At 49.0% G+C, this 19,084-nt stretch carries 19 protein-coding genes and 1 riboswitch; of the genes, 7 read left to right on the plus strand and 12 right to left on the minus strand.

All coding sequences use genetic code 11. The features are described 5' to 3' along the window. Window positions 1–5 precede the first annotated feature (5 nt). The gene (gene leuS, locus KFV11_RS08075) at window positions 6–2,420 is read right to left on the minus strand and encodes a leucine--tRNA ligase (protein ID WP_254249657.1); all 2,415 of its coding nucleotides are present in this window, start codon (window positions 2,418–2,420) and stop codon (window positions 6–8) included. A 337-nt stretch (window positions 2,421–2,757) separates the two neighbouring features. Between leuS and KFV11_RS08080 the strand changes: the two genes are divergently transcribed. Then, the gene (locus tag KFV11_RS08080) at window positions 2,758–3,672 is read left to right on the plus strand and encodes a nuclease-related domain-containing protein (protein WP_254249658.1); all 915 of its coding nucleotides are present in this window, start codon (window positions 2,758–2,760) and stop codon (window positions 3,670–3,672) included. A gap of 161 nt (window positions 3,673–3,833) precedes the next feature. On the opposite strand, the gene KFV11_RS08085 is transcribed toward KFV11_RS08080, so the two are convergent. Continuing rightward, window positions 3,834–4,997 carry an MDR family MFS transporter gene (locus tag KFV11_RS08085; protein ID WP_254249659.1) on the minus strand — a complete coding sequence of 388 codons (1,164 nt, stop codon included), beginning with the start codon at window positions 4,995–4,997 and terminating at the stop codon, window positions 3,834–3,836. Between the two features lie 93 nt (window positions 4,998–5,090). Here KFV11_RS08085 and mnmL point away from each other — a divergent pair, with 93 nt between their 5' ends. Continuing rightward, on the plus strand, window positions 5,091–6,047 hold the full coding sequence (gene mnmL / locus KFV11_RS08090) for a tRNA modification radical SAM protein MnmL/YtqA (protein WP_170234592.1): 957 nt from the start codon (window positions 5,091–5,093) through the stop codon (window positions 6,045–6,047). Continuing rightward, the gene (mnmM, locus tag KFV11_RS08095; protein ID WP_149459482.1) at window positions 6,037–6,588 is read left to right on the plus strand and encodes a tRNA 5-(aminomethyl)-2-thiouridylate-methyltransferase MnmM; all 552 of its coding nucleotides are present in this window, start codon (window positions 6,037–6,039) and stop codon (window positions 6,586–6,588) included. Before mnmL ends, mnmM begins: the two co-directional genes overlap by 11 nt. Window positions 6,589–6,596: 8 nt before the next feature. On the opposite strand, the gene KFV11_RS08100 is transcribed toward mnmM, so the two are convergent. Both KFV11_RS08100 and KFV11_RS08105 read right to left on the minus strand, forming a co-directional pair. Beyond that, window positions 6,597–7,001: a transcriptional regulator, SarA/Rot family gene (locus tag KFV11_RS08100; RefSeq protein WP_149459481.1), complete on the minus strand. Its 405-nt coding sequence runs from the start codon at window positions 6,999–7,001 to the stop codon at window positions 6,597–6,599. Between the two features lie 42 nt (window positions 7,002–7,043). Next, window positions 7,044–7,850, minus strand: coding sequence for an alpha/beta fold hydrolase (locus tag KFV11_RS08105; protein ID WP_149459480.1), 807 nt, complete (start codon window positions 7,848–7,850; stop codon window positions 7,044–7,046). Window positions 7,851–7,911: 61 nt separating this feature from the next. Here KFV11_RS08105 and KFV11_RS08110 point away from each other — a divergent pair, with 61 nt between their 5' ends. Further along, complete coding sequence (locus KFV11_RS08110) at window positions 7,912–8,427, plus strand: gamma carbonic anhydrase (RefSeq protein WP_149459479.1); 516 nt, start codon at window positions 7,912–7,914, stop codon at window positions 8,425–8,427. 26 nt (window positions 8,428–8,453) lie between these two features. Here the strand turns inward: KFV11_RS08110 and KFV11_RS08115 are convergent, their stop codons facing one another. Further along, window positions 8,454–8,789 carry a hypothetical protein gene (locus KFV11_RS08115; RefSeq protein ID WP_254249660.1) on the minus strand — a complete coding sequence of 112 codons (336 nt, stop codon included), beginning with the start codon at window positions 8,787–8,789 and terminating at the stop codon, window positions 8,454–8,456. Window positions 8,790–8,901: 112 nt separating this feature from the next. Next, window positions 8,902–9,933: an AAA family ATPase gene (locus KFV11_RS08120; protein WP_149459477.1), complete on the minus strand. Its 1,032-nt coding sequence runs from the start codon at window positions 9,931–9,933 to the stop codon at window positions 8,902–8,904. Window positions 9,934–10,075: 142 nt separating this feature from the next. On the opposite strand from KFV11_RS08120, the gene KFV11_RS11700 reads away from it, so the two are divergent. Beyond that, complete coding sequence (locus tag KFV11_RS11700; RefSeq protein WP_281290596.1) at window positions 10,076–10,204, plus strand: hypothetical protein; 129 nt, start codon at window positions 10,076–10,078, stop codon at window positions 10,202–10,204. 337 nt (window positions 10,205–10,541) lie between these two features. Continuing rightward, a complete protein-coding gene (locus tag KFV11_RS08125; RefSeq protein ID WP_254249661.1) occupies window positions 10,542–11,534 on the plus strand; it encodes a proline dehydrogenase family protein in 993 nt (330 codons plus the stop codon). A 39-nt stretch (window positions 11,535–11,573) separates the two neighbouring features. On the opposite strand, the gene ribH is transcribed toward KFV11_RS08125, so the two are convergent. From ribH to hutU, 6 genes are all read right to left on the minus strand, one after another. After that, complete coding sequence (ribH, locus tag KFV11_RS08130) at window positions 11,574–12,029, minus strand: 6,7-dimethyl-8-ribityllumazine synthase (RefSeq protein ID WP_149459475.1); 456 nt, start codon at window positions 12,027–12,029, stop codon at window positions 11,574–11,576. Further along, window positions 12,026–13,216 (minus strand): GTP cyclohydrolase II, encoded by a 1,191-nt coding sequence (ribA, locus tag KFV11_RS08135; protein WP_281290599.1) that lies wholly within the window; start codon window positions 13,214–13,216, stop codon window positions 12,026–12,028. Before ribA ends, ribH begins: the two co-directional genes overlap by 4 nt. Further along, a complete protein-coding gene (locus KFV11_RS08140; RefSeq protein ID WP_254249662.1) occupies window positions 13,213–13,800 on the minus strand; it encodes a riboflavin synthase in 588 nt (195 codons plus the stop codon). The genes ribA and KFV11_RS08140 overlap by 4 nt, the downstream gene beginning before the upstream one ends. Then, complete coding sequence (gene ribD, locus KFV11_RS08145; protein ID WP_254249663.1) at window positions 13,781–14,821, minus strand: bifunctional diaminohydroxyphosphoribosylaminopyrimidine deaminase/5-amino-6-(5-phosphoribosylamino)uracil reductase RibD; 1,041 nt, start codon at window positions 14,819–14,821, stop codon at window positions 13,781–13,783. The genes KFV11_RS08140 and ribD overlap by 20 nt, the downstream gene beginning before the upstream one ends. A gap of 117 nt (window positions 14,822–14,938) precedes the next feature. After that, window positions 14,939–15,074, minus strand: a riboswitch (FMN riboswitch). Window positions 15,075–15,200: 126 nt separating this feature from the next. Then, window positions 15,201–16,433, minus strand: coding sequence for an imidazolonepropionase (gene hutI / locus KFV11_RS08150; protein WP_254249664.1), 1,233 nt, complete (start codon window positions 16,431–16,433; stop codon window positions 15,201–15,203). Beyond that, window positions 16,426–18,093 (minus strand): urocanate hydratase, encoded by a 1,668-nt coding sequence (hutU, locus tag KFV11_RS08155; RefSeq protein WP_149459470.1) that lies wholly within the window; start codon window positions 18,091–18,093, stop codon window positions 16,426–16,428. The genes hutI and hutU overlap by 8 nt, the downstream gene beginning before the upstream one ends. Window positions 18,094–18,213: 120 nt before the next feature. Here hutU and KFV11_RS08160 point away from each other — a divergent pair, with 120 nt between their 5' ends. Continuing rightward, complete coding sequence (locus tag KFV11_RS08160) at window positions 18,214–19,083, plus strand: LysR family transcriptional regulator (protein WP_254249665.1); 870 nt, start codon at window positions 18,214–18,216, stop codon at window positions 19,081–19,083. Window position 19,084 lies beyond the last annotated feature (1 nt).

Below are 19,084 nucleotides of genomic sequence, written 5' to 3' on the forward strand. Positions count from 1 at the left end.
TCCTCCTAGTTCGCCACGATATTGACTAATTTATTAGGTACTGCAATGACTTTGCGCACTGTCTTACCGTCAATCGCTGCTTTAATCTCCTGCTCTTCTAGCGCCAGTGCTTCCATCGTTTCTTTCGCCGTGTCTTTGGCGATCAGTTTTTTAAGTTTCATTTTGCCGTTCACTTGAATGACAATCTCCACTTCATCATCCACGAGCTTGCTTTCATCATAAGTCGGCCACTCTGCATAAGTGATCGTCTCTGTGTGACCCAGTTTCTGCCACAGCTCTTCTGCGATGTGCGGCGCAATTGGTGCCAGCATCTTCACGAATCCTTCGACATAACGGACGTTGAGCTGCTCCTGCTTATAGCATTCATTGATGAACACCATCAGCTGAGAAATCGCAGTATTGAAGCCGAGTGTCTCATAGTCTTCCGTCACTTTTTTAACAGTCTGATTATAGACTTTATCAAGCGCCGGTGCAGCGTCTGCCGTCACTTTAGCGGACACCGTGCCCTGCTCAGTGATCAACAGACGGTAAACACGGTCAAGGAATCGACGGGCACCGTCGACGCCTGTCGTGTTCCAGGCAATGGATGCTTCAAGCGGTCCCATGAACATCTCATAAAGACGCAGCGTATCAGCACCATGTGAGTTGACGATATCATCAGGATTGACGACGTTGCCTTTTGACTTGCTCATCTTCTCGTTCCCCTCACCGAGGATCATTCCCTGATTGACAAGCTTCTGGAACGGTTCTTTCGTTGTCACAACACCGATGTCATACAGTACTTTATGCCAGAAACGTGCGTACAGTAAATGCAGCACCGCGTGCTCCGCCCCGCCGATGTACAAGTCGACCGGCAGCCATTCCTCAAGTTTCTTCGGATCTGCGATCATCTCATCATTATGCGGGTCGATATAGCGGATGTAATACCAGCAGCTGCCTGCCCATTGCGGCATAGTATTCGTTTCGCGGCGGCCTGTCATGCCTGTTACAGGGTCAGTGACATTGACAAAGTCTTCAATGACCGCAAGCGGTGATTCTCCTGTACCTGATGGCTTGATTTTATCTGTTTTCGGCAGCATGAGCGGCAGCTCGTCTTCCGGTACAGTCGTCATCGTGCCATCTTCCCATGTGATGACTGGAATCGGTTCACCCCAGTAACGCTGACGTGAGAACAGCCAGTCGCGCAGTTTATAGCTGACTTTTTTCGTGCCGATGTTTTTAGCTTCCAGCATCTCGATTGCTTTAGAGATGCCGTCTTCCTTGTTCAGCCCGTCCAGTTCACCTGAGTTGATGTGCGGGCCGTCACCTGTGAAGGCTTCCTGTGTGATATCGCCGCCTTCAAGCACTGGAATGATGTCAAGACCGAACTGCTTGGCGAAGTCATAATCGCGTTCGTCGTGAGCCGGCACCGCCATAATAGCGCCTGTACCGTAAGAAGCAAGAACGTAATCTGAAATCCAGATCGGCATCTCCTGCTGCGTAAACGGATTGATAGCATAAGCACCTGTGAAGACACCTGATTTATCTTTAGCAAGGTCCGTCCGTTCAAGGTCGGACTTACGCGCGGCCTGCTCCTGATAGGCTTTGATAGCGTCATGCTGTTCATCAGTCGTGATCGCCTCAACAAGCGCGTGCTCCGGTGAAAGGACTGCGTACGTCGCACCGTAGATCGTATCAGGGCGAGTCGTAAAGACATCAAATGTTTGGTCAGTGCCATGGATGGCGAACGTCACTTCCGCACCTTCTGAACGGCCGATCCAGTTACGCTGCATGTCTTTCAGTGATTCCGGCCAGTCAAGGTCCTCTAAGTCTTCCAGCAGGCGGTCAGCGTATTCTGTGATTTTCAGCACCCATTGACGCATCGGCTTACGGACTACCGGATGGCCGCCCCGCTCTGAGACACCGTCAATGACTTCTTCATTGGACAGCACAGTACCAAGTGCCGGACACCAGTTGACCGGGACTTCATCAACATAAGCAAGCCCTTTGTTGTAGAGCTGAATGAAGATCCACTGCGTCCATTTATAATAAGCAGGGTCCGTCGTGTTGACTTCACGGTCCCAGTCATAGCTGAAGCCGAGCTCCTGAATCTGACGTTTGAATGTCTCAATATTTTTCAGAGTGAATTCAGCAGGGTCATTCCCTGTATCAATTGCGTACTGTTCAGCAGGCAGACCGAAAGCATCCCAGCCCATCGGATGAAGGACATTGTAGCCCTGCATGCGTTTGAAGCGGGAAATAATATCCGTCGCTGTATAACCTTCCGGATGTCCGACGTGCAGACCCGCGCCTGATGGATATGGAAACATATCCAGGGCGTAGAATTTCTTCTTCGTTGAATCATCTTCTGTTTTGAATGTCTTATTCTCAGCCCAGTATTGCTGCCATTTCTTCTCGATTTCATTATGGTTAAAGTTCATCTGTTTTCCTCCTTAAAATAAATAAAGACAGTCATCCCTGGAAGAGGGACGACTGTCATATAGACAACCGCGGTACCACCCGCAATTCACTGTCATTATCAGTGCAGCTCAATGTGATTCAGTTATGTAGACTCCGGCAAGTTCGCTGGCATCATTATCAGTTCGCACCACCACTGACTCTCTTCTAGAATGACGTCTCAGTTACTACTCCAGTTACTCTCTACTATAAAATGCCGGTGCAAAATGTGCAAGTTATTTTTGGCAGTTAAAAAATTTATCATCTGTTTAGTTGCCGCGTTCCATTTTAATATAAGAGAGAAGACGAAGGAGGACACTATTGGACATCATCAAGCCGTTTACCCAAAATAGTACTGCTTACCTGCTGCAGCAGAAATTACTGCGCCATGGACTGACTGAACATGAAACAAAGGAACTCAGAAAACACCAGGATGGCAGCCGCGGAGAAACATGGTTTGCTCGTGCAGTCGCTGAAAATTGTGATGAAGCCATTATTTATTTCGATCTTGTCCTCACTCTGATGGGCAAAGAATTTCAGATTGACTGTCTCATCATCATGCATGACGAGCTTTATATTTTTGAGGTTAAATGGACGAACCATGATATCATCTGCCGCAATTGCACTTATTATTTCCTCGATTCAAATGTAGAGATCATCACATACAGTCAGCAGGCTGTACGGACGAAACAACTTTTCCGGCTGCTGCTTGAGAGAAACAACCTGCACTATTCTACTTACTATTACCACGTCTTCGCAAACCCTGACCGCAAGATTTACGGCATTACACCGGATGATCGCTGCTTGACGTATCATGACGTCACACCGTTTTTACAACAATGTTCACGCGTCCCCATGTTCTATGACCATACTGCTCTGCACCGCACTTTAATGAAACACGCACTGACTCATTCAAGATATGAACAGACCGTTATTTTTGACTATAAGCAGGCTGCAAGAGGTGTCTTCTGTCCATGCAGCCAGCTCATTTCAAAAGCCACCAACAAGAACTTCCGCTGCCGCTGCGGCAAAACATTCACTACGAGAGAATTTCTGGACATCGCTCTATATGACTTTAGGACTTTATTCCCTGAGTTACCTATTTCCGTGCCGGCCATCCATGACTGGTGTTTAAAACTTGTCTCTGAACGAACTATTAGACGCTATTTAATGAACTATTACGTACCCCACGGTAATAAACGCGCAACAACATATCAACCTGCGAACAGCAAATAATAGATTTAAGAGGATTGATGGGAATAAGGACAAATGTACTCCCGCTTTTTCGGATTTGTCCTTATATTTCCTGGATACGGACAAATCTCCCCTGCTAACCTTAGATTTGTCCTTATCAATCATCACAAAAAACCACACCTCTGTTATGGTGTGGTTCATTATCAGTCAGTCAGTTTTTTATCATACACGGCTAGAAAGAAAAACCCGATCAGCAGCAGACCAATGATGACATAGAACATCGTCTGCATATTAAAGGCATCAACGATAATCCCACCGAACAGTGGTCCGATCGCCCGGCCTAAAGTCGCTGTTGAATTGACGATGCCCTGATAGACACCGAGCCTGCCTTCCGGTGCCAGCTGATTGGCAATCGTCGGCACGGCCGGCCAGACAAACATCTCTCCAAGTGTCAATATCGCCATGCCGATGATAAACAATGAGAACGACTCAGCAAAACTGCTCACTATATATGAGACAATAAATATTACTATACCGACTGCTATCTGCTGCTTGATTCTGCCTGCCATGCGTTTGACAACCGGATTAATGAACGGCTGACCGACAATGATCAGTATGCCGTTCAGCGCCCAGAGGAAGCTGTACTGCTTCAGACTGATGCCGATGTCCTGCGTGTAACTTGAGATTGTTGTCTGCCACTGGACATAGCCGATCCAGCAGAGACAATACATGACACATATAAGAAGCAATGCATTGAACCTCGTCTTATCCCGCACATCACCGACACTTTTCAGCTGGCTGCCGGCTGTACTGCCGCCGTGCACACCTCTATAGCCCAGCGCCGCTATGAGCAGGAAGACGACATAGAGCGCCAGGTTCGCGAGAAATATATACTCGAACTTTAAATCAGCGACAAATCCACCGGCAGAGGCACCGACTGCCACCCCGATATTCTGCGCTAAATAGATTGCATTGAATGTTTTCCGACCGCCTTCCGGCCATGCAGCTCCTGCCATCGCATAGATGGACGGAAAAATCATACCGGAACCGAATCCGAGCACAACAAGCCAGACTGCATACCACGGCCAGCCATGAAGAAAAACAATGCCGACCAGACTAAGCAGTGCAATGATGATGCCGGTAAGCGTCGATAAGTAACCGCCGATTCTATCGAACAGTGAGCCACCGATTAAATTCCCGACAACCGATGCACCGGAATTCAACATCAGCACAAATCCTGCCGTGCTGAGGCTTTTTCCCAGTTCATCATGTATGTATATTGTGTTAAGCGGCCAGATGAAGCTTGCTCCTGTGACATTGACCGCCATTCCTATAATTAACAACCATATTATTCGTGGCATAAACACTGCTCCTCATTACTTCCTCTTTACAGCCTATCTTTTTTTTCACCGCAGTACAACGTTTTATGTTAAAATCCTACAATAAGAAAGGTGAGAATAATGGACCAATTTAAATATGCATTAGACAATAAACGCTATCATACATGGAACTACCATCTCCGTCAGAAGTTCGGCCAGAAAATCTTCAAAGTGGCACTGGAAGGCGGATTCGACTGCCCGAACCGTGACGGTACTGTGGCACATGGCGGCTGTACATTCTGCTCTGTTGCAGGATCAGGCGACTTTGCGGGTGACCGGGTCGACCCGATTCCTGTCCAGTTCGAGAAGATCAAGAACCGCACGCACGAAAAATGGAAGGACGGTCAGTATATCGCCTACTTCCAGGCTTATACAAACACGCATGCACCGCTGCACGTTCTGAAGGAGAAGTACGAGGCGGCACTCGCACAGGAAGGCGTCGTCGGCCTGTCCATCGCGACGCGTCCCGACTGTCTGCCGGAAGATGTCGTTGAATACCTCGCTGAACTGAACGAACGCACGTACCTCTGGGTCGAGCTTGGCCTCCAGACCGTCCACCAGGAGACGTCAGACCTCATCAATCGCGCGCATGATATGCAGTGCTATTATGAAGGCGTCGAAAAACTCCGTAAGCACAACATCAACATCTGCTCCCACATCATCAACGGTCTACCGGGTGAGAACTACGACATGATGATGGAGACGGCTCAGGCTGTCGCAGCTATGGATGTCCAGGGCATCAAGATTCACCTGCTGCATTTACTTAAAGGGACCCCGATGGTCAAGCAGTACGAAAAAGGGAAGCTCGAATTCATGACAAAAGACGATTATGTCTCTCTTGTCGCAGACCAGCTCGAAATTCTGCCGCCGGAAATGATCATCCACCGCATTACCGGCGACGGCCCGATTGAACTGATGATCGGCCCGATGTGGAGCGTCAATAAATGGGAAGTGCTGAATGCGATTGATAAGGAGCTTATCCGCCGTGACAGCTGGCAGGGAAAACTCTATAAAGAGGAAGTCACGAATGAAGCTTAAAGGAATTCTGCCGTTCTCCAAGCTGCTGATTGACCAGTTCGTCACTGACACAGACATTGTCGTTGATGCGACATGCGGCAACGGCAACGATACACTTTATCTGGCAGAACGTGTGCCGCATGGCCATGTCTATGCGTTTGACATTCAGGAGACTGCTATACAGAATACAAAACAGCAAACAGCCGATCACGCGAATATCACATTTATTCACGACGGCCATCAGCATGTTGACCAGTACTTACCGGACCGCGACATCAGCTGCGCTATATTCAATCTCGGCTACCTGCCAAAAGGCGACAAATCTATCGTCACACTCCCTGAGACAACGATCACAGCCGTCCAGAAGCTGTTTGCGCGTCTTAAATCCGGCGGAGTCATTATACTTGTCATTTATCCGGGACATGCAGAAGGACAGATTGAGAAAGAAGCAGTGCTCGACTTTCTGCAGACTTATGACCAGGAGACTGCCCATATTTTAAAATACGAATTTATCAACCAGCGCAACCAGCCACCGTTTATCTGCGCCATAGAAAAAAGGTAAGCTGAAGCTTACCTTTGTGATTCGCAGATCGACAGCACAGCGTTAAAATGCTTGCGTAAATTTTCAAGATTGTCACTGATGGCCTTACAGGCAGCTTTGACAATCTTTTCTTTTTCCGGTGCTTTATCTTCATTATAGTGAATAATAACAGTCCGTTCGTCATCAGATGGTCTCTCTTTAGTAATCCAGCCTTTGCTTACGAGGTTGTTAAAAAAACGGGTTCGTTTATAAGGTTTGATATCGATATATTTATCCAGAGCTCTCATGGCCATCGGACCATTGTTCCATAGAGCGACCATCACGACATATTCATTTTTGGACAAGCCGAATTCATCAGAAATCTTCTGGAATATCCCATCAATTTCATGCTGCAGTTCATTGAGCAGCATCATGTCTTTGACATCATGAGACATAACATCCCCACCTCTGTAAGTTGATACAGTTGTTATACCCTGCTATTCCGAAATTAACCCAACATAATAAATTCTATTGTTCATAAAAGATTCTATATAGCGCAGTATGTTTTCTTTCTCCGGCTCCTGGTGCAGTTCATGATAGAGCCCGTTCCAGCACTTCACATACATCTCATCCGTTTGAAATTCCTTGCTGAATAACCGGGTCTGCTCGAGATCAGCGAGCTTATCTTCTCCTGCATACATCAGCAGAAGCGGTACGCTGCTGAGCGCCGGAATATTTTCCATCGTGTCTTTCATCGCCTCCATAATAGAGCGATACCAGTTGAAACTCACTTTACTGATCATCAGTGAATCGGACTCAGCATCTTTCACGGCATCTGCTGAGCGCGTCAGCTGATTCATCGCAATATTCATATCGAACTTGGCATCTTTTGACGTCCCGCCGAAACTGGAGGCGAAAATGTTCTTCCGTGTCGACAATGTATTTTGAAAACCAAAGAGCGGTGATATTAAAATCAGGCCTTCAAGATTGAGGGTGACGCGCTCCAGTAAATTCACAGCAATCAGGCCGCCGAGACCGATGCCGAAAAGAAATACCGGCAGACGATATTCCTCTGCTACTTCTATCCATTCGAGCACAGCCTCACGATATACACCAAATGATTCAATATGTCCTTTGTTGACACGGGATGTCTGTCCCTGGCCGGGCAGGTCTCCCATAACGACATGATAACCGCTTCTTCTCAGCTGTGTAATCAGCCAGGCATAACGCCCGTGGTGCTCCAGCATATTATGAACGATGACGACGACGCCTTTAGCGGCCTTTTCTGTTTCCCACTTCCACATAATTTCTGCTCCTTCTGTCAATCAATGATATGATTAAGTATAACAAAAAAGGGGGCACAAGATGGAACTCAAATATAACGGCCATAGGCCAAATATCTCAGACACTGCATTTATCGCGCCAACTGCAGTCATTACAGGTGATGTCACAGTCGGTGATCACGCTTCCGTCTGGTATGGGACAGTCATCCGCGGAGATGTCAGCCCTGTCATTATCGGCAGTCAGAGCAACGTCCAGGATCTGTGCTGTCTTCATCAGTCACCAGATAAGCCGCTCATCATTGAAGATTGTGTGACAATCGGCCACCGGGTGACGCTGCATTCGTGCACGATTAAAGAAAACGCCCTTGTCGGTATGGATTCGACCATACTCGATGGCGCTGAAATCGGTGAATATGCCTTTATCGGAGCAGGGTCTCTCGTGCCGCCCGGCAAGAAGATTCCACCGAGAACACTTGCTTTCGGCCGGCCCGCTCAAGTCGTGCGCGAGCTGAACGACCATGACTACAGTGAGCTGGAACGCATTTACCGCTCGTATGTCGACAAAGGTCAGCAGTATAAAGCGGCTCATACAGAATAATTCCACACAAAAAAATTCGGTACCGCTTAAGCGACACCGAATTTTTTGTGCATAAATGCTGTGCTTGTGATCAGGAAGCTGAAGACAAATTCATAGAACATTGAGAAGAAGTTCGAGAAGAAGAAGGAGATATTCTGCGCAACTATCGTACCGATTCCTTGATCGCCGAACAGGAAGTTGACATCTATCGCATTATCGATGATGTTAAGCAGTATAATGACAAGTCCCATCGTCCATGCTCTCTTTGTAAGTATTGCCACGATGACTGCAATGATTGTAATAACAATCGGTTCAAATACAAACAACTGCATGAATGGATCCAGTTCATGACCGAATATATAATATGCCATATCTTTGAACATTAGTAGCACACCTCTTAATTAATCAATATACGTCTATTTTAACACCACTATCCCATCCATAATGTAAAGTTTCCTTAAAGATTTTGGTCACCGATTTACAATTCCTTAATATTCAATTGTCCCGCCCGTCTGCCAGCAATTCATCGACAAGCCGGTGCGCTTCTTCATACATTTCGTAGTAATCCATGCCTTCCAGTATAACCGTACGGTCACGGAGCTGCTGGCTGTCAAGTTCAGCGAGCATCAGCTCATACATCTCATCACCGCTTTCAGCAGTCGGCAGTACAATGATGAGTGCCCATGTCTGCAGTGAGATATAGAAATCGAACACCGGCGCGACATGGTTGAAGTCCTGCTCGCTCAGATGAGATTTTGCGAACAGCTTTGTCATCATCACATCTGTGTCTGCAAAGAACACTTTCCGTGTACCTGGTGAATGAATATGACGGCGGTTGTGCTCATACTGACCGATACCGATCTCGTGAAAATCCTTGATGTCGAGCTCTTCTTCCCGGACCAGCCGCTCCGTCAGAAAGTCCGGCATATATTCCAGTGAATAAGACGTTGAATAGCGCCGCGCTAAATCTCGTGTCAGTGCTGTCTTGCCTGTTCCGGCGCCACCGATGATCAGCACATTTTTGACGAAGAAACGCCTGAACGGCCGGGTGACATAATCCCAGTTGAAGAGCGGATTCTCCCTTATGGAAGTGCCGCTGATACCAGTCACGCGGCGGTCCACACGTGTAATGACGACGTCTGCCTCCCAGCAGTCGGAGAAGTAGTCATCAAGCGGCTTCATATACTCATCTTCACCGACATAGAAAGTCACCCGTTCCGTTATATCTGTCGACTGCTCCACACTTTCCCGGAGCATATTCAGCCACGGTGCCCAGCCGGCAGGATATTTCGGGATAGCTGTTTCATCGAGCATCAGCACGGAGACGGTCGGATCATCTTTCAGCAGCTCCCGCATCGCCTTGACGCGGTTTTTCAGGCTCATGCCGGCAAGGTCTCCCCGGTCACCGTCGTAACCTGAGACGATGACAAACGCTCTATCATTCTCGCGCTTGGCACGGACAATCTGTTCAAAGTGGCCGACATGGCATGGTGCAAATGTCCCAAAATAAATTCCTAAGCTTTTCATCAGCTGACTCCTTGTCATGATTTACTTTATTAATAGCAGTATAGCAGACATCAATAAAGTAAATAAATTATTTACAAATGCTTTAAAGCAGATTCACATATCGCCTTTACAATGAAAGTGATTATAAACCAAGGAGGCAGTCATGAAGCTGATCAAGAAGATCATCATCACATTAACTGTTATTATGGCTTTACCTCAACTGATAGAAATCAGCGCCGAACCGATCAACAAAGAAACGATCGCTATAAAAAGTGCCCAGTCTGATGATTAGGCACTTCTCAGCTGTTCTTATTGTGGTAGATGCAACACTGCAGAGTCATGCGGTGAGCAGAAGACAAACGATTCTATTCGGTATCACTACCCGCGTTGACAATCAATGAATAGCGCCGCGCCCGCTGCTTCATAAATGAACCTCCTTCATCTTACCGTTCGGAGCGCCATTAATTTTACATGAGCCTCTGTCTTTTTCAGTATGCCTCCTTATTCCCCGGGAATGATTATTCAAAAAATGTAAAATATCTTTCTGCAATATGATAAGAAAACGCTTAACTTTCTTCAAATTTGTAGTACTATAATTGATATGCAAGATATTTAAGGAGGCTTTACTGATGGATTTGACAAGAGATTTTTTTATTAAGCTGAGTGAGAACCAGGCATTAAATGCCGCAGCCAAACGCTATGGTCTGGCACTTGGTGCAAACAAAGTCGTTGCAGGTGTGGACATCCCTTCAACAATCAAGGCAATCCGCGTGCTGAACGCTAAAGGGATTACGGCGACAGTCGATAATCTCGGCGAATTTGTCTTCTCGAAAGAAGAAGCGACAAAAGCTAAAAATGAAATTCTTGCGATGATTGAAGCGATTCATGAATCAGGCGTGAAAGCACATATGTCAATCAAACTGACGCAGATCGGCCTCGATGTCGATGAAGAGTTCTGCTACGAGAACGTGCGTGAAATTCTACTGAAAGCCCATGCATGCGGCAATATGCATATCAATATGGACACTGAAGATTACAAACATACAATGCAGACGTTCGCTATTCTTGACCGTCTGAAAGGTGAGTTCAAGAACGTCGGCACAGTTATCCAGGCTTATCTTTACCGCGCGACTGAAGATATCGATCAATATCAGGACGTGCGTCTCCGCTTAGTTAAAGGTGCTTACAAAGAACCGGCAGAGATCGCTTATCAGTCCAAGGAAGATATCGACGAGAACTACATCAAGCTGATTGAGCAGCGCCTGCTGAATGCAAAAGCGATGACATCTATCGCAACACATGACCATGATATCATCGACCATGCGAAGCGGTTCATCGCCCAGCACAACTTGAACAAAGAGCTGATTGAATTCCAGATGCTTTATGGTTTCCGTACAGAGCTGCAGGAGCAGATTGCTAATGAAGGCTATCAGTTCTGTGTCTATGTGCCGTTCGGCCAGGACTGGTACGGCTACTTCATGCGCCGCCTGGCAGAACGACCGCAGAACCTGCAGCTGGTGACGAAATCCATCTTCACGCCGGCTGTCAATAAAAGAATCGCAGCAGGCGCAGGAATTGCGGCAGCCATCACGCTGATCGCCGCAGCTAAAAACAGCAAATAAAAAGCAGCCTCGGCTGCTTTTTTTATTGGTTTTTACGCATCAGCTCAGCAGTTGATTCAAGTTCGCCATTTCAATCGCGGCTACTGCTGCCTCACCGCCTTTGTTGCCTGCTTTCGTGCCGGCACGTTCAATCGCCTGCTCTATCGTTTCTGTCGTCAGCACCCCGAAGATGACCGGTGTGCCCGACTCATTCGCTTTAGCAACCCCTTTTGCCACTTCGCTGCAGACGTAATCATAATGTGTTGTAGCGCCGCGGATGACACAGCCGAGCGTGATAACTGCATCATAATCCTTCTTGACGAGTTTCTGGGCAGCGAACGGAATTTCAAACGCACCGGGCACAAGCACGTGATCGATATGCTCTTCACGGACACCATGACGGATCAACGTATCGGTTGCCCCTTCCGTCAGCCGGTCTGTGATGAAATGATTGAATCTTGCCGTGACCACTGCTATTTTAAGTCCTTCACCTGTTAACTTCGCATCAAACTTCATATTAATTTCTCCTCCAGTAAATGGCCTAATTTTTCTTTCTTCGTCGTTAAATAGTTTCTGTTGTTCACGTTGCTGACAAACTGATGCGGCACACGCACTCTGACATCAATGCCGTATGCCTTCAGTCCTGAGATCTTCCGGGGGTTGTTGGTGATGATATTGACTGACAAGATGTCAAGGTCCCGCAGTATAGACGCCGCCACTGCGTAGTCACGCATGTCGCTCTCGAACCCGAGTGCGAGATTCGCTTCCACCGTGTCCATCCCCTGCTCGATCTTCTCGTATGCTTTTAACTTGTTGATCAGACCGATGCCGCGCCCTTCCTGGCGGAGATAGATGACGAGGCCGCCGTGCGTCTCGATGTGATGCAGCGCCTGCTCAAGCTGAATGCCGCAGTCACAGCGCTCACTATGAAAGACATCACCCGTCAGACATTCCGAATGAATGCGGACGTCCGGTATGCCGGTGTAAGGCTTCATGTAGACGACGTGCTCTTTGTCTGAATAAAGCTCCTGGAAGCCGTACAGTTTGAAATGACCGTACTTGGTCGGCATATCGACGACCGCTTCTCTTGTCACAAGCGGCTCTGTCACTTTGCGGTAATGCACCAGCGCATCAATCGTGATCATCTTCAAATCATGCTTATGCTTGAAGTCAACGAGGTCATCGCGCCGTGCCATCGTGCCGTCCTCTTTAATGATCTCGCAGATGACGCCTGTCTGTGTCGCGCCGCACAGCCGGGCGAGGTCGACACATGCCTCAGTATGGCCCTGGCGCTCCAGCACGCCGTCATCTTTTGCGATGAGCGGGAAGATATGACCTGGTGAATTAAATGTCTTCTCTGCACCGTCGCCGAGCAGTGCACGCACAGTGTCATAGCGTTCAGCAACGCTGATGCCGGTCGTACTCATCACGTGATCGATGCTCGCTGTAAACGCCGTGCCGTGAGGGTCGTCATTCGTCACGGTCATCGGCAGTAAACTGAACTTTTCAGCAATCGCGCGGGAAACCGGCGCACAGACGAGACCGCGTGCTTCTTTGATCATGAAGTTCAGCACATCCGGCTGCATGAACTCGGTGACAGCGAGCAGATCACCTTCATTTTCGCGGTCTTCAGAATCCACGACGATAATCGGCCGGCCTGCTGTTAACGCGCTCAGTGCTTCATCAATGGAATCAAACATCAGACTCTCTCCTTCTGCTTCAGCACATATTTACCGAGCATGTCGAACTCAAGGTGCACAGCATCGCCCGGCTTCAACTGCATCAGTTTCGTCTGCCGCTGCGTCTCAGGAATCAGCTGCACTTCAAAATAATTCGGCGCAAGCTTGAAGACAGTTAGCGATGTCCCGTCGACAGCGATGGAGCCTTTATCGATAATATAAGGCTGATCATCCGGCGCCAGACTGATATGACATACGGTCGCATTGTCCTGTCGGAATGTCCTCATCACTTTGGCCACCTTATCAATGTGGCCCGTGACAAAATGACCGCCCATTCTGCTTGAAGGCATCAATGCGCGTTCAAGATTCACTGTGAACCCGGCCTGCACCGCGGAGAATTTCGTGCGGTCTGAAGTGCCGGTGATGATATCAACATCAAAGGTCTCGGCCGTGAAGTGCGTCACTGTCAGACACGTGCCGTCAACAGCGATCGAGTCGCCGAGTTTGACGTCACCGAGAATAGCGGGACATTCAATCGTCATCTTCAGGCTTCGTCCGCCGGTGATGCGTCTGATGGTCCCTGTTGCTTCAATAATTCCTGTGAACATCGTTCTGCCCCTTTCTGTAAGTCAGCTTGACATCATGCTGGAACACATCGACACTTTTAAGTTCCAGCTGCTTGAGCGCTGACAGCTCTTTTTCTTCTGTATGGTAAAAACGATTGCGTTCAGTGCCGCCCAGCAATTTCGGGGCATAATAGAGGACGACTTCATCGAAACAATCGTGTTCAATAAATGCTGTGATAACGCTGCTGCCGCCTTCGACGAGCAGCCGGCGTATGCCGTGCTTATACAACAGCTTCGTAATATGACCAGGTGACAGATCATCAGTCACAATGACTTCAGCCGTCGTCTCGAGCTCGCGGCTTGTGATGATAATGATGCGCTGTTCTGAGTCGATGTCTGCCGCGTGCAGCTTGACATCACCTGACCTCGAGATGATAATCTTCGCAGGCTTTTTCCCGCTGACGTGACGGGCATCGAGTTTCGGCTGGTCCAGCTCATAAGTCCGCCTGCCGACCAGCACACCGTCCATCGTATGCCGCAGCTTGTGCACGTCAGTCCGGGAGTCTGCGTTCGTCAGCCACTTGCTCGAATCGCTGTCATCGGCAAGCTTGCCGTCAAGAGTCGCCGCAAGCTTCACCGTGACGTAGCAGGCAGAATCCTTTTTCGCCTGAAAGAACGGCGCGTAAAATTCCGTGATGTCATCATGTGGTTCATGACTGACTTCTATGCCGTGCGCTTCCATGTAAGCGATCCCAGTGTTATCAAGCGATGTATCCCGTGCGGCAAAGACGACGCGGCTGATGCCGGCCTCGACAACGGCCTCAGTGCACGGCGGCGTCTGACCGTAGTGACTGCACGGCTCAAGCGTACAGTAGAGCGTGGCACCGCGTGCGTCACCTGCCATAGCGAGTGCCTGCACTTCCGCATGACTGGAACCTTCCTTCAGATGCGCGCCGATACCAATGATGGCGCCGTCCCGCACAATGATGCAGCCGACCGCGGGATTTCTGCCCGTCTGACCGTTCGTCATCTGAGCGAGTTTGAATGCTTCGTTAATATACATCTGCTCCTCCTTAACAACAAAAGCGCCCGCAGCAGCGGGCGCTTAAATTTTGGTATCACAAATAAGACCATTCAGTTATAGTTTTCAAGCACAAATAAACCATACGATAATGGTGTCTTATTCTTTCTCCCATCCAGACTGTAACTGTCGGCTTCAGCTTTGCACTGAATCAGCCTTTATCAACGATAAAGGGTCGCGGGCTCATCAAAGATTTACCGCCGGTTGGGAATTTCACCCTGCCCCGAAAGAATGTTATTAACTTGTCTGTCAATCATAGACTGACAAGTCAATGGTACCGGAATCATGCCGCGAATGCAACCGATGACCCGCCCCAAATTTAAAAGCCATGTCTCCAGCTCAGGAGACATGGCTTTATTGATTATTTAAGTGCCAAGTCGTGATTCACAATCACTTGACCGTCCTTAATGACTTTCTCGGCATGATTCACGCCGTAATGGTACGGGATGTACTGATGGTTCGGTGCATGCCAGATGACGATGTTCGCTCTGTCACCTGTATTGATGGTGCCGGCGTCCAGCCCGATGGCTTTAGCGGCGTTGACTGTCACTGCGTTCCATATTTCGTTCGGTGACAGTTTCAGTTTGAGTGCTGCGATCGCCATGACCATCTGCAGGTTGTTCGTCACGCAGCTGCCCGGGTTGAAGTCGGTCGCAATAGCGATAGCACCGTTATTATCAATCATGCCGCGCGCATCGGCATAGCTGTCCTTGTTCAAGTAGAACGTCGTCCCCGGCAGCAGTACTGCGACTGTATCACTGTCGTGCAGCTGCCGCTTGCCTTCTTCGCTCGCTGCTACAAGATGATCGGCTGAGATGGCATGCTGTTCAATGGCCAGCTCAAGTCCGCCGAGCGGGTCGATTTCGTCTGCGTGGATTTTCACCCGCATGCCGAGGTCATTGGCTGCCTGCATGTATCGGCGGGATTCTTCAATGGTGAAGACTCCTGTCTCACAGAAGACATCCGCGAAATCTGCATAGTCCTTCACTTCCGGCAGGAAATCAATCATCTCCTGCATGAATTCCTCTCCGCCTCTTCCTGCCGGCACGGCATGCGGCCCGAGGAACGTATGCTTCATATCAAGCTGATATTTATCAGCAAGTCTGTGGGATACACGCAGCTGCTTCAGCTCCGTCTCACGGTCAAGACCATAGCCGCTCTTACTTTCCACGCCGAGCACACCGTGATGAATCATCGTCAGCAAGTTGTACTCTGCTTTCTTGAACAGCTCTTCTGCTGACGCCTCGCGCGTCGCTTTGACCGTCGAGAGAATACCGCCGCCCCGCTTCAATATTTCAAGGTATGACACGCCTTGACGTTTCAGCGCCATCTCATGTTCGCGGGAGCCGCCGTGAACGAGGTGGGTATGTGCATCAATCAATGCAGGAGAGACTACTTTGCCCGTCGCATCAATTGTCTCATGGGCTTCGTATTCTTCTGTATGCGGCCCTGAATAAACGATTTTTCCGTCTTTCACGACAACGGTGCCGTTCTCCACGATTGTCAGCTCATCGAGTTCACGACCTTTCAGCGGTCGGTCTGTCGATTTCGGCAGAATAAGCTCCTGAATGTTCTGGATGATTAAATCATTCATTGTGATCACCTTTCCCTGTAATCATCGGAATATGAACGCCGCGTTCCACGGCGACCTTAACAGCAATATCGTAACCTGCATCTGCATGACGCACAACCCCCATGCCCGGGTCAGTCGTCAGCACGCGCTCCAATCGTCGTTCTGCATTCTCGGTACCGTCCGCCACAACAACCATGCCGGCGTGCAGTGAATAACCCATACCGACACCGCCGCCGTGATGGAATGAAATCCATGAGCCGCCTGCCGCTGTATTGACGAGCGCATTCAGCACCGCCCAGTCACCGACCGCATCACTGCCGTCCTGCATCGCTTCTGTCTCGCGGTTAGGACTTGCCACCGAACCTGAATCAAGGTGATCCCGGCCGATGACAATCGGTGCAGAGATTTCGCCGTCACGCACGAGGCGGTTCAGCGCAAGACCCATCTTCACCCGTTCGCCGTAACCGAGCCATGCGATACGAGCAGGCAGTCCTTGGAAAGCGATCTTCTCCTCAGCGAGATCGAGCCAGCGCAATAACTTCTCGTTATCCGGGAACAGCTTTCTCATCTCTTCGTCTGCACGTGCAATGTCTTTCGGGTCACCACTTAATGCGACGAAACGGAACGGTCCTTTACCTTCACAGAACAGCGGTCGGATGTACGCCGGTACAAATCCCGGGAAGTTGAACGCATCACTCACGCCTTCGTCAAAAGCCACCTGCCGGATGTTGTTGCCGTAGTCAAAGGCAACTGCACCGTTCTTCTGGAACTCGAGCATATATTCAACGTGTTTCGCCATCGACGCTTTAGCTAACTTCACATAGTTCGCAGGATCTGCGTCGCGCAGCGCCTTTGCCTCTTCCAGCGAATAGCCTTGTGGAATGTAGCCGTTCAGCGGGTCATGGGCACTTGTCTGGTCAGTGATGATATCAATCTTGAAGCCTTTGTCTAAAATAGCTTTGTGTGTATCGACCGCATTACCGACTAACCCGATGGATAACGGCGTGCCTGCCTGACGTGCTTCTTCCGCCATGCGCAGCGCCTCGTCCAGGTCATGTGTCTTGACGTCTGTATAACGCGTTTCAATCCGTTTGTCGATCCGTGATTCATCGACGTCAACACCGATGACCACACCGCCGTTCATTGTGACCGCGAGCGGCTGCGCGCCGCCCATTCCGCCGAGTCCTGCTGTGAGTGTCACTGTACCGTTCAGCTGCCCGCCGAAATGCTGGTTCGCAAGTTCCCCGAATGTCTCATATGTCCCCTGGACAATCCCCTGCGAGCCGATGTAGATCCAGCTGCCTGCAGTCATCTGGCCGTACATCATCAGCCCTTTCTTGTCGAGCTCATGGAAATGCTCCCAGTTTGCCCAGTTCGGTACGAGCACTGAGTTGGCTAATAATACACGCGGTGCTTCGTCATGTGTTTTGAAGACAGCCACCGGTTTTCCGGACTGAATTAATAGCGTTTCGTCTTTCTCGAGGTTTCTCAGCGTCTCAACAATCGCATCAAAACTCTCCCAGTTCCTCGCCGCACGGCCGATACCGCCATAGACGACAAGCGTCTCAGGATGCTCCGCCACTTCAGGATCCAAGTTATTGTAGAGCATACGAAGCACCGCTTCCTGCTCCCAGCCCTTACATTCGATTTCAAGACCTTTTTTCGCTCTAATGTTTCTCATTGATATCCGCTCCTTTTATCATCACCCTTACACGTCTCATTATATTATGCTAATCTATAGATAACTAATATCAATAATCTATTTATTAATAACTAAAAACTATGAAAGGCGCGTAGTTGATTGAAAATTCTGCAATTGGAGTACTTTATAACAGTCGTCAAACAAAATAGTTTCACGAAAGCGGCCGACTTGCTGCATATCAGCCAGCCATCCTTGACTGCCTCCATCAAGAAGCTGGAAGATGAGCTCGGCTACCAGCTGCTGACCCGCACGACGAAAGCAGTGAAAATCACAGAAAAAGGGACGCTCTTCTATCATTATGCGACGGAGCTCGTCCAGCAGTATCATCAGACGGTCGAAAAAATGTACGACCTGAGCTTCAGCCAGACACCGAAGATTACCATCTCGCTCCTTGAGTCGACGAGCCAGTGGATGTCCGCTGTCATCCAGCAGCACCGGCAGCAGTATGACGAGCAGCACTATAAGGTGAATGAAGTGCTCGGTCTGCAGGACGCGGTGAACATGCTGCTGAACTATGATGCTCATATCGCCATTACAAACGAAGAAATCAGACATGAAGATGTGACGTCTATCCCGCTTTACGAAGAAGAGTACTTTCTGCTGGCGCCGATGGGACAGTTCAATACAAAATCTATTTCCATCAAGGACTTGCCGCTCATTCTGCCTAACCAGCACTATCAAGTGAGAAAACATCTGGATGATTATTTCGTGCGGCTTGACGTCAGACCGAATATCGTCATGGAAGTGGACCGCTTCGAAGCGGCGACGAACTTCGTCCACCGCGGCATGGGGTTTGCGGTCATCCCGAGGTTTTACTACCAGTCTTACAGCACAGCACATCTTGACGCCCTGAGAATACGACCGAAGATCAGCCGGACAATCCACCTCAACTACTTAAAAAAGAGAAAGCACGCAGCACGCGTCCTTTCTCTCATTGAATTATGCCAGCATTACTGGATGTTTGAATAAC

Source organism: Macrococcus equipercicus, from assembly GCF_024205945.1.
GTDB lineage: Bacteria > Bacillota > Bacilli > Staphylococcales > Staphylococcaceae > Macrococcus > Macrococcus equipercicus.

What these genes read in the sequence shown, in the direction of transcription:
- leuS (WP_254249657.1), bottom strand. Translation starts at nt 2,420, where the DNA reads ATGAACTTTAACCATAATGAAATCGAGAAGAAATGGCAGCAATACTGG.
- mnmL (WP_170234592.1), top strand. Translation starts at nt 5,091, where the DNA reads ATGGACCAATTTAAATATGCATTAGACAATAAACGCTATCATACATGG.
- mnmM (WP_149459482.1), top strand. Translation starts at nt 6,037, where the DNA reads ATGAAGCTTAAAGGAATTCTGCCGTTCTCCAAGCTGCTGATTGACCAG.
- KFV11_RS08100 (WP_149459481.1), bottom strand. Translation starts at nt 7,001, where the DNA reads ATGTCTCATGATGTCAAAGACATGATGCTGCTCAATGAACTGCAGCAT.
- KFV11_RS08105 (WP_149459480.1), bottom strand. Translation starts at nt 7,850, where the DNA reads ATGTGGAAGTGGGAAACAGAAAAGGCCGCTAAAGGCGTCGTCGTCATC.
- KFV11_RS08110 (WP_149459479.1), top strand. Translation starts at nt 7,912, where the DNA reads ATGGAACTCAAATATAACGGCCATAGGCCAAATATCTCAGACACTGCA.
- KFV11_RS08115 (WP_254249660.1), bottom strand. Translation starts at nt 8,789, where the DNA reads ATGTTCAAAGATATGGCATATTATATATTCGGTCATGAACTGGATCCA.
- KFV11_RS08120 (WP_149459477.1), bottom strand. Translation starts at nt 9,933, where the DNA reads ATGAAAAGCTTAGGAATTTATTTTGGGACATTTGCACCATGCCATGTC.
- KFV11_RS11700 (WP_281290596.1), top strand. Translation starts at nt 10,076, where the DNA reads ATGAAGCTGATCAAGAAGATCATCATCACATTAACTGTTATTATGGCT.
- KFV11_RS08125 (WP_254249661.1), top strand. Translation starts at nt 10,542, where the DNA reads ATGGATTTGACAAGAGATTTTTTTATTAAGCTGAGTGAGAACCAGGCA.
- ribH (WP_149459475.1), bottom strand. Translation starts at nt 12,029, where the DNA reads ATGAAGTTTGATGCGAAGTTAACAGGTGAAGGACTTAAAATAGCAGTG.
- KFV11_RS08140 (WP_254249662.1), bottom strand. Translation starts at nt 13,800, where the DNA reads ATGTTCACAGGAATTATTGAAGCAACAGGGACCATCAGACGCATCACC.
- ribD (WP_254249663.1), bottom strand. Translation starts at nt 14,821, where the DNA reads ATGTATATTAACGAAGCATTCAAACTCGCTCAGATGACGAACGGTCAG.
- hutI (WP_254249664.1), bottom strand. Translation starts at nt 16,433, where the DNA reads ATGAATGATTTAATCATCCAGAACATTCAGGAGCTTATTCTGCCGAAA.
- hutU (WP_149459470.1), bottom strand. Translation starts at nt 18,093, where the DNA reads ATGAGAAACATTAGAGCGAAAAAAGGTCTTGAAATCGAATGTAAGGGC.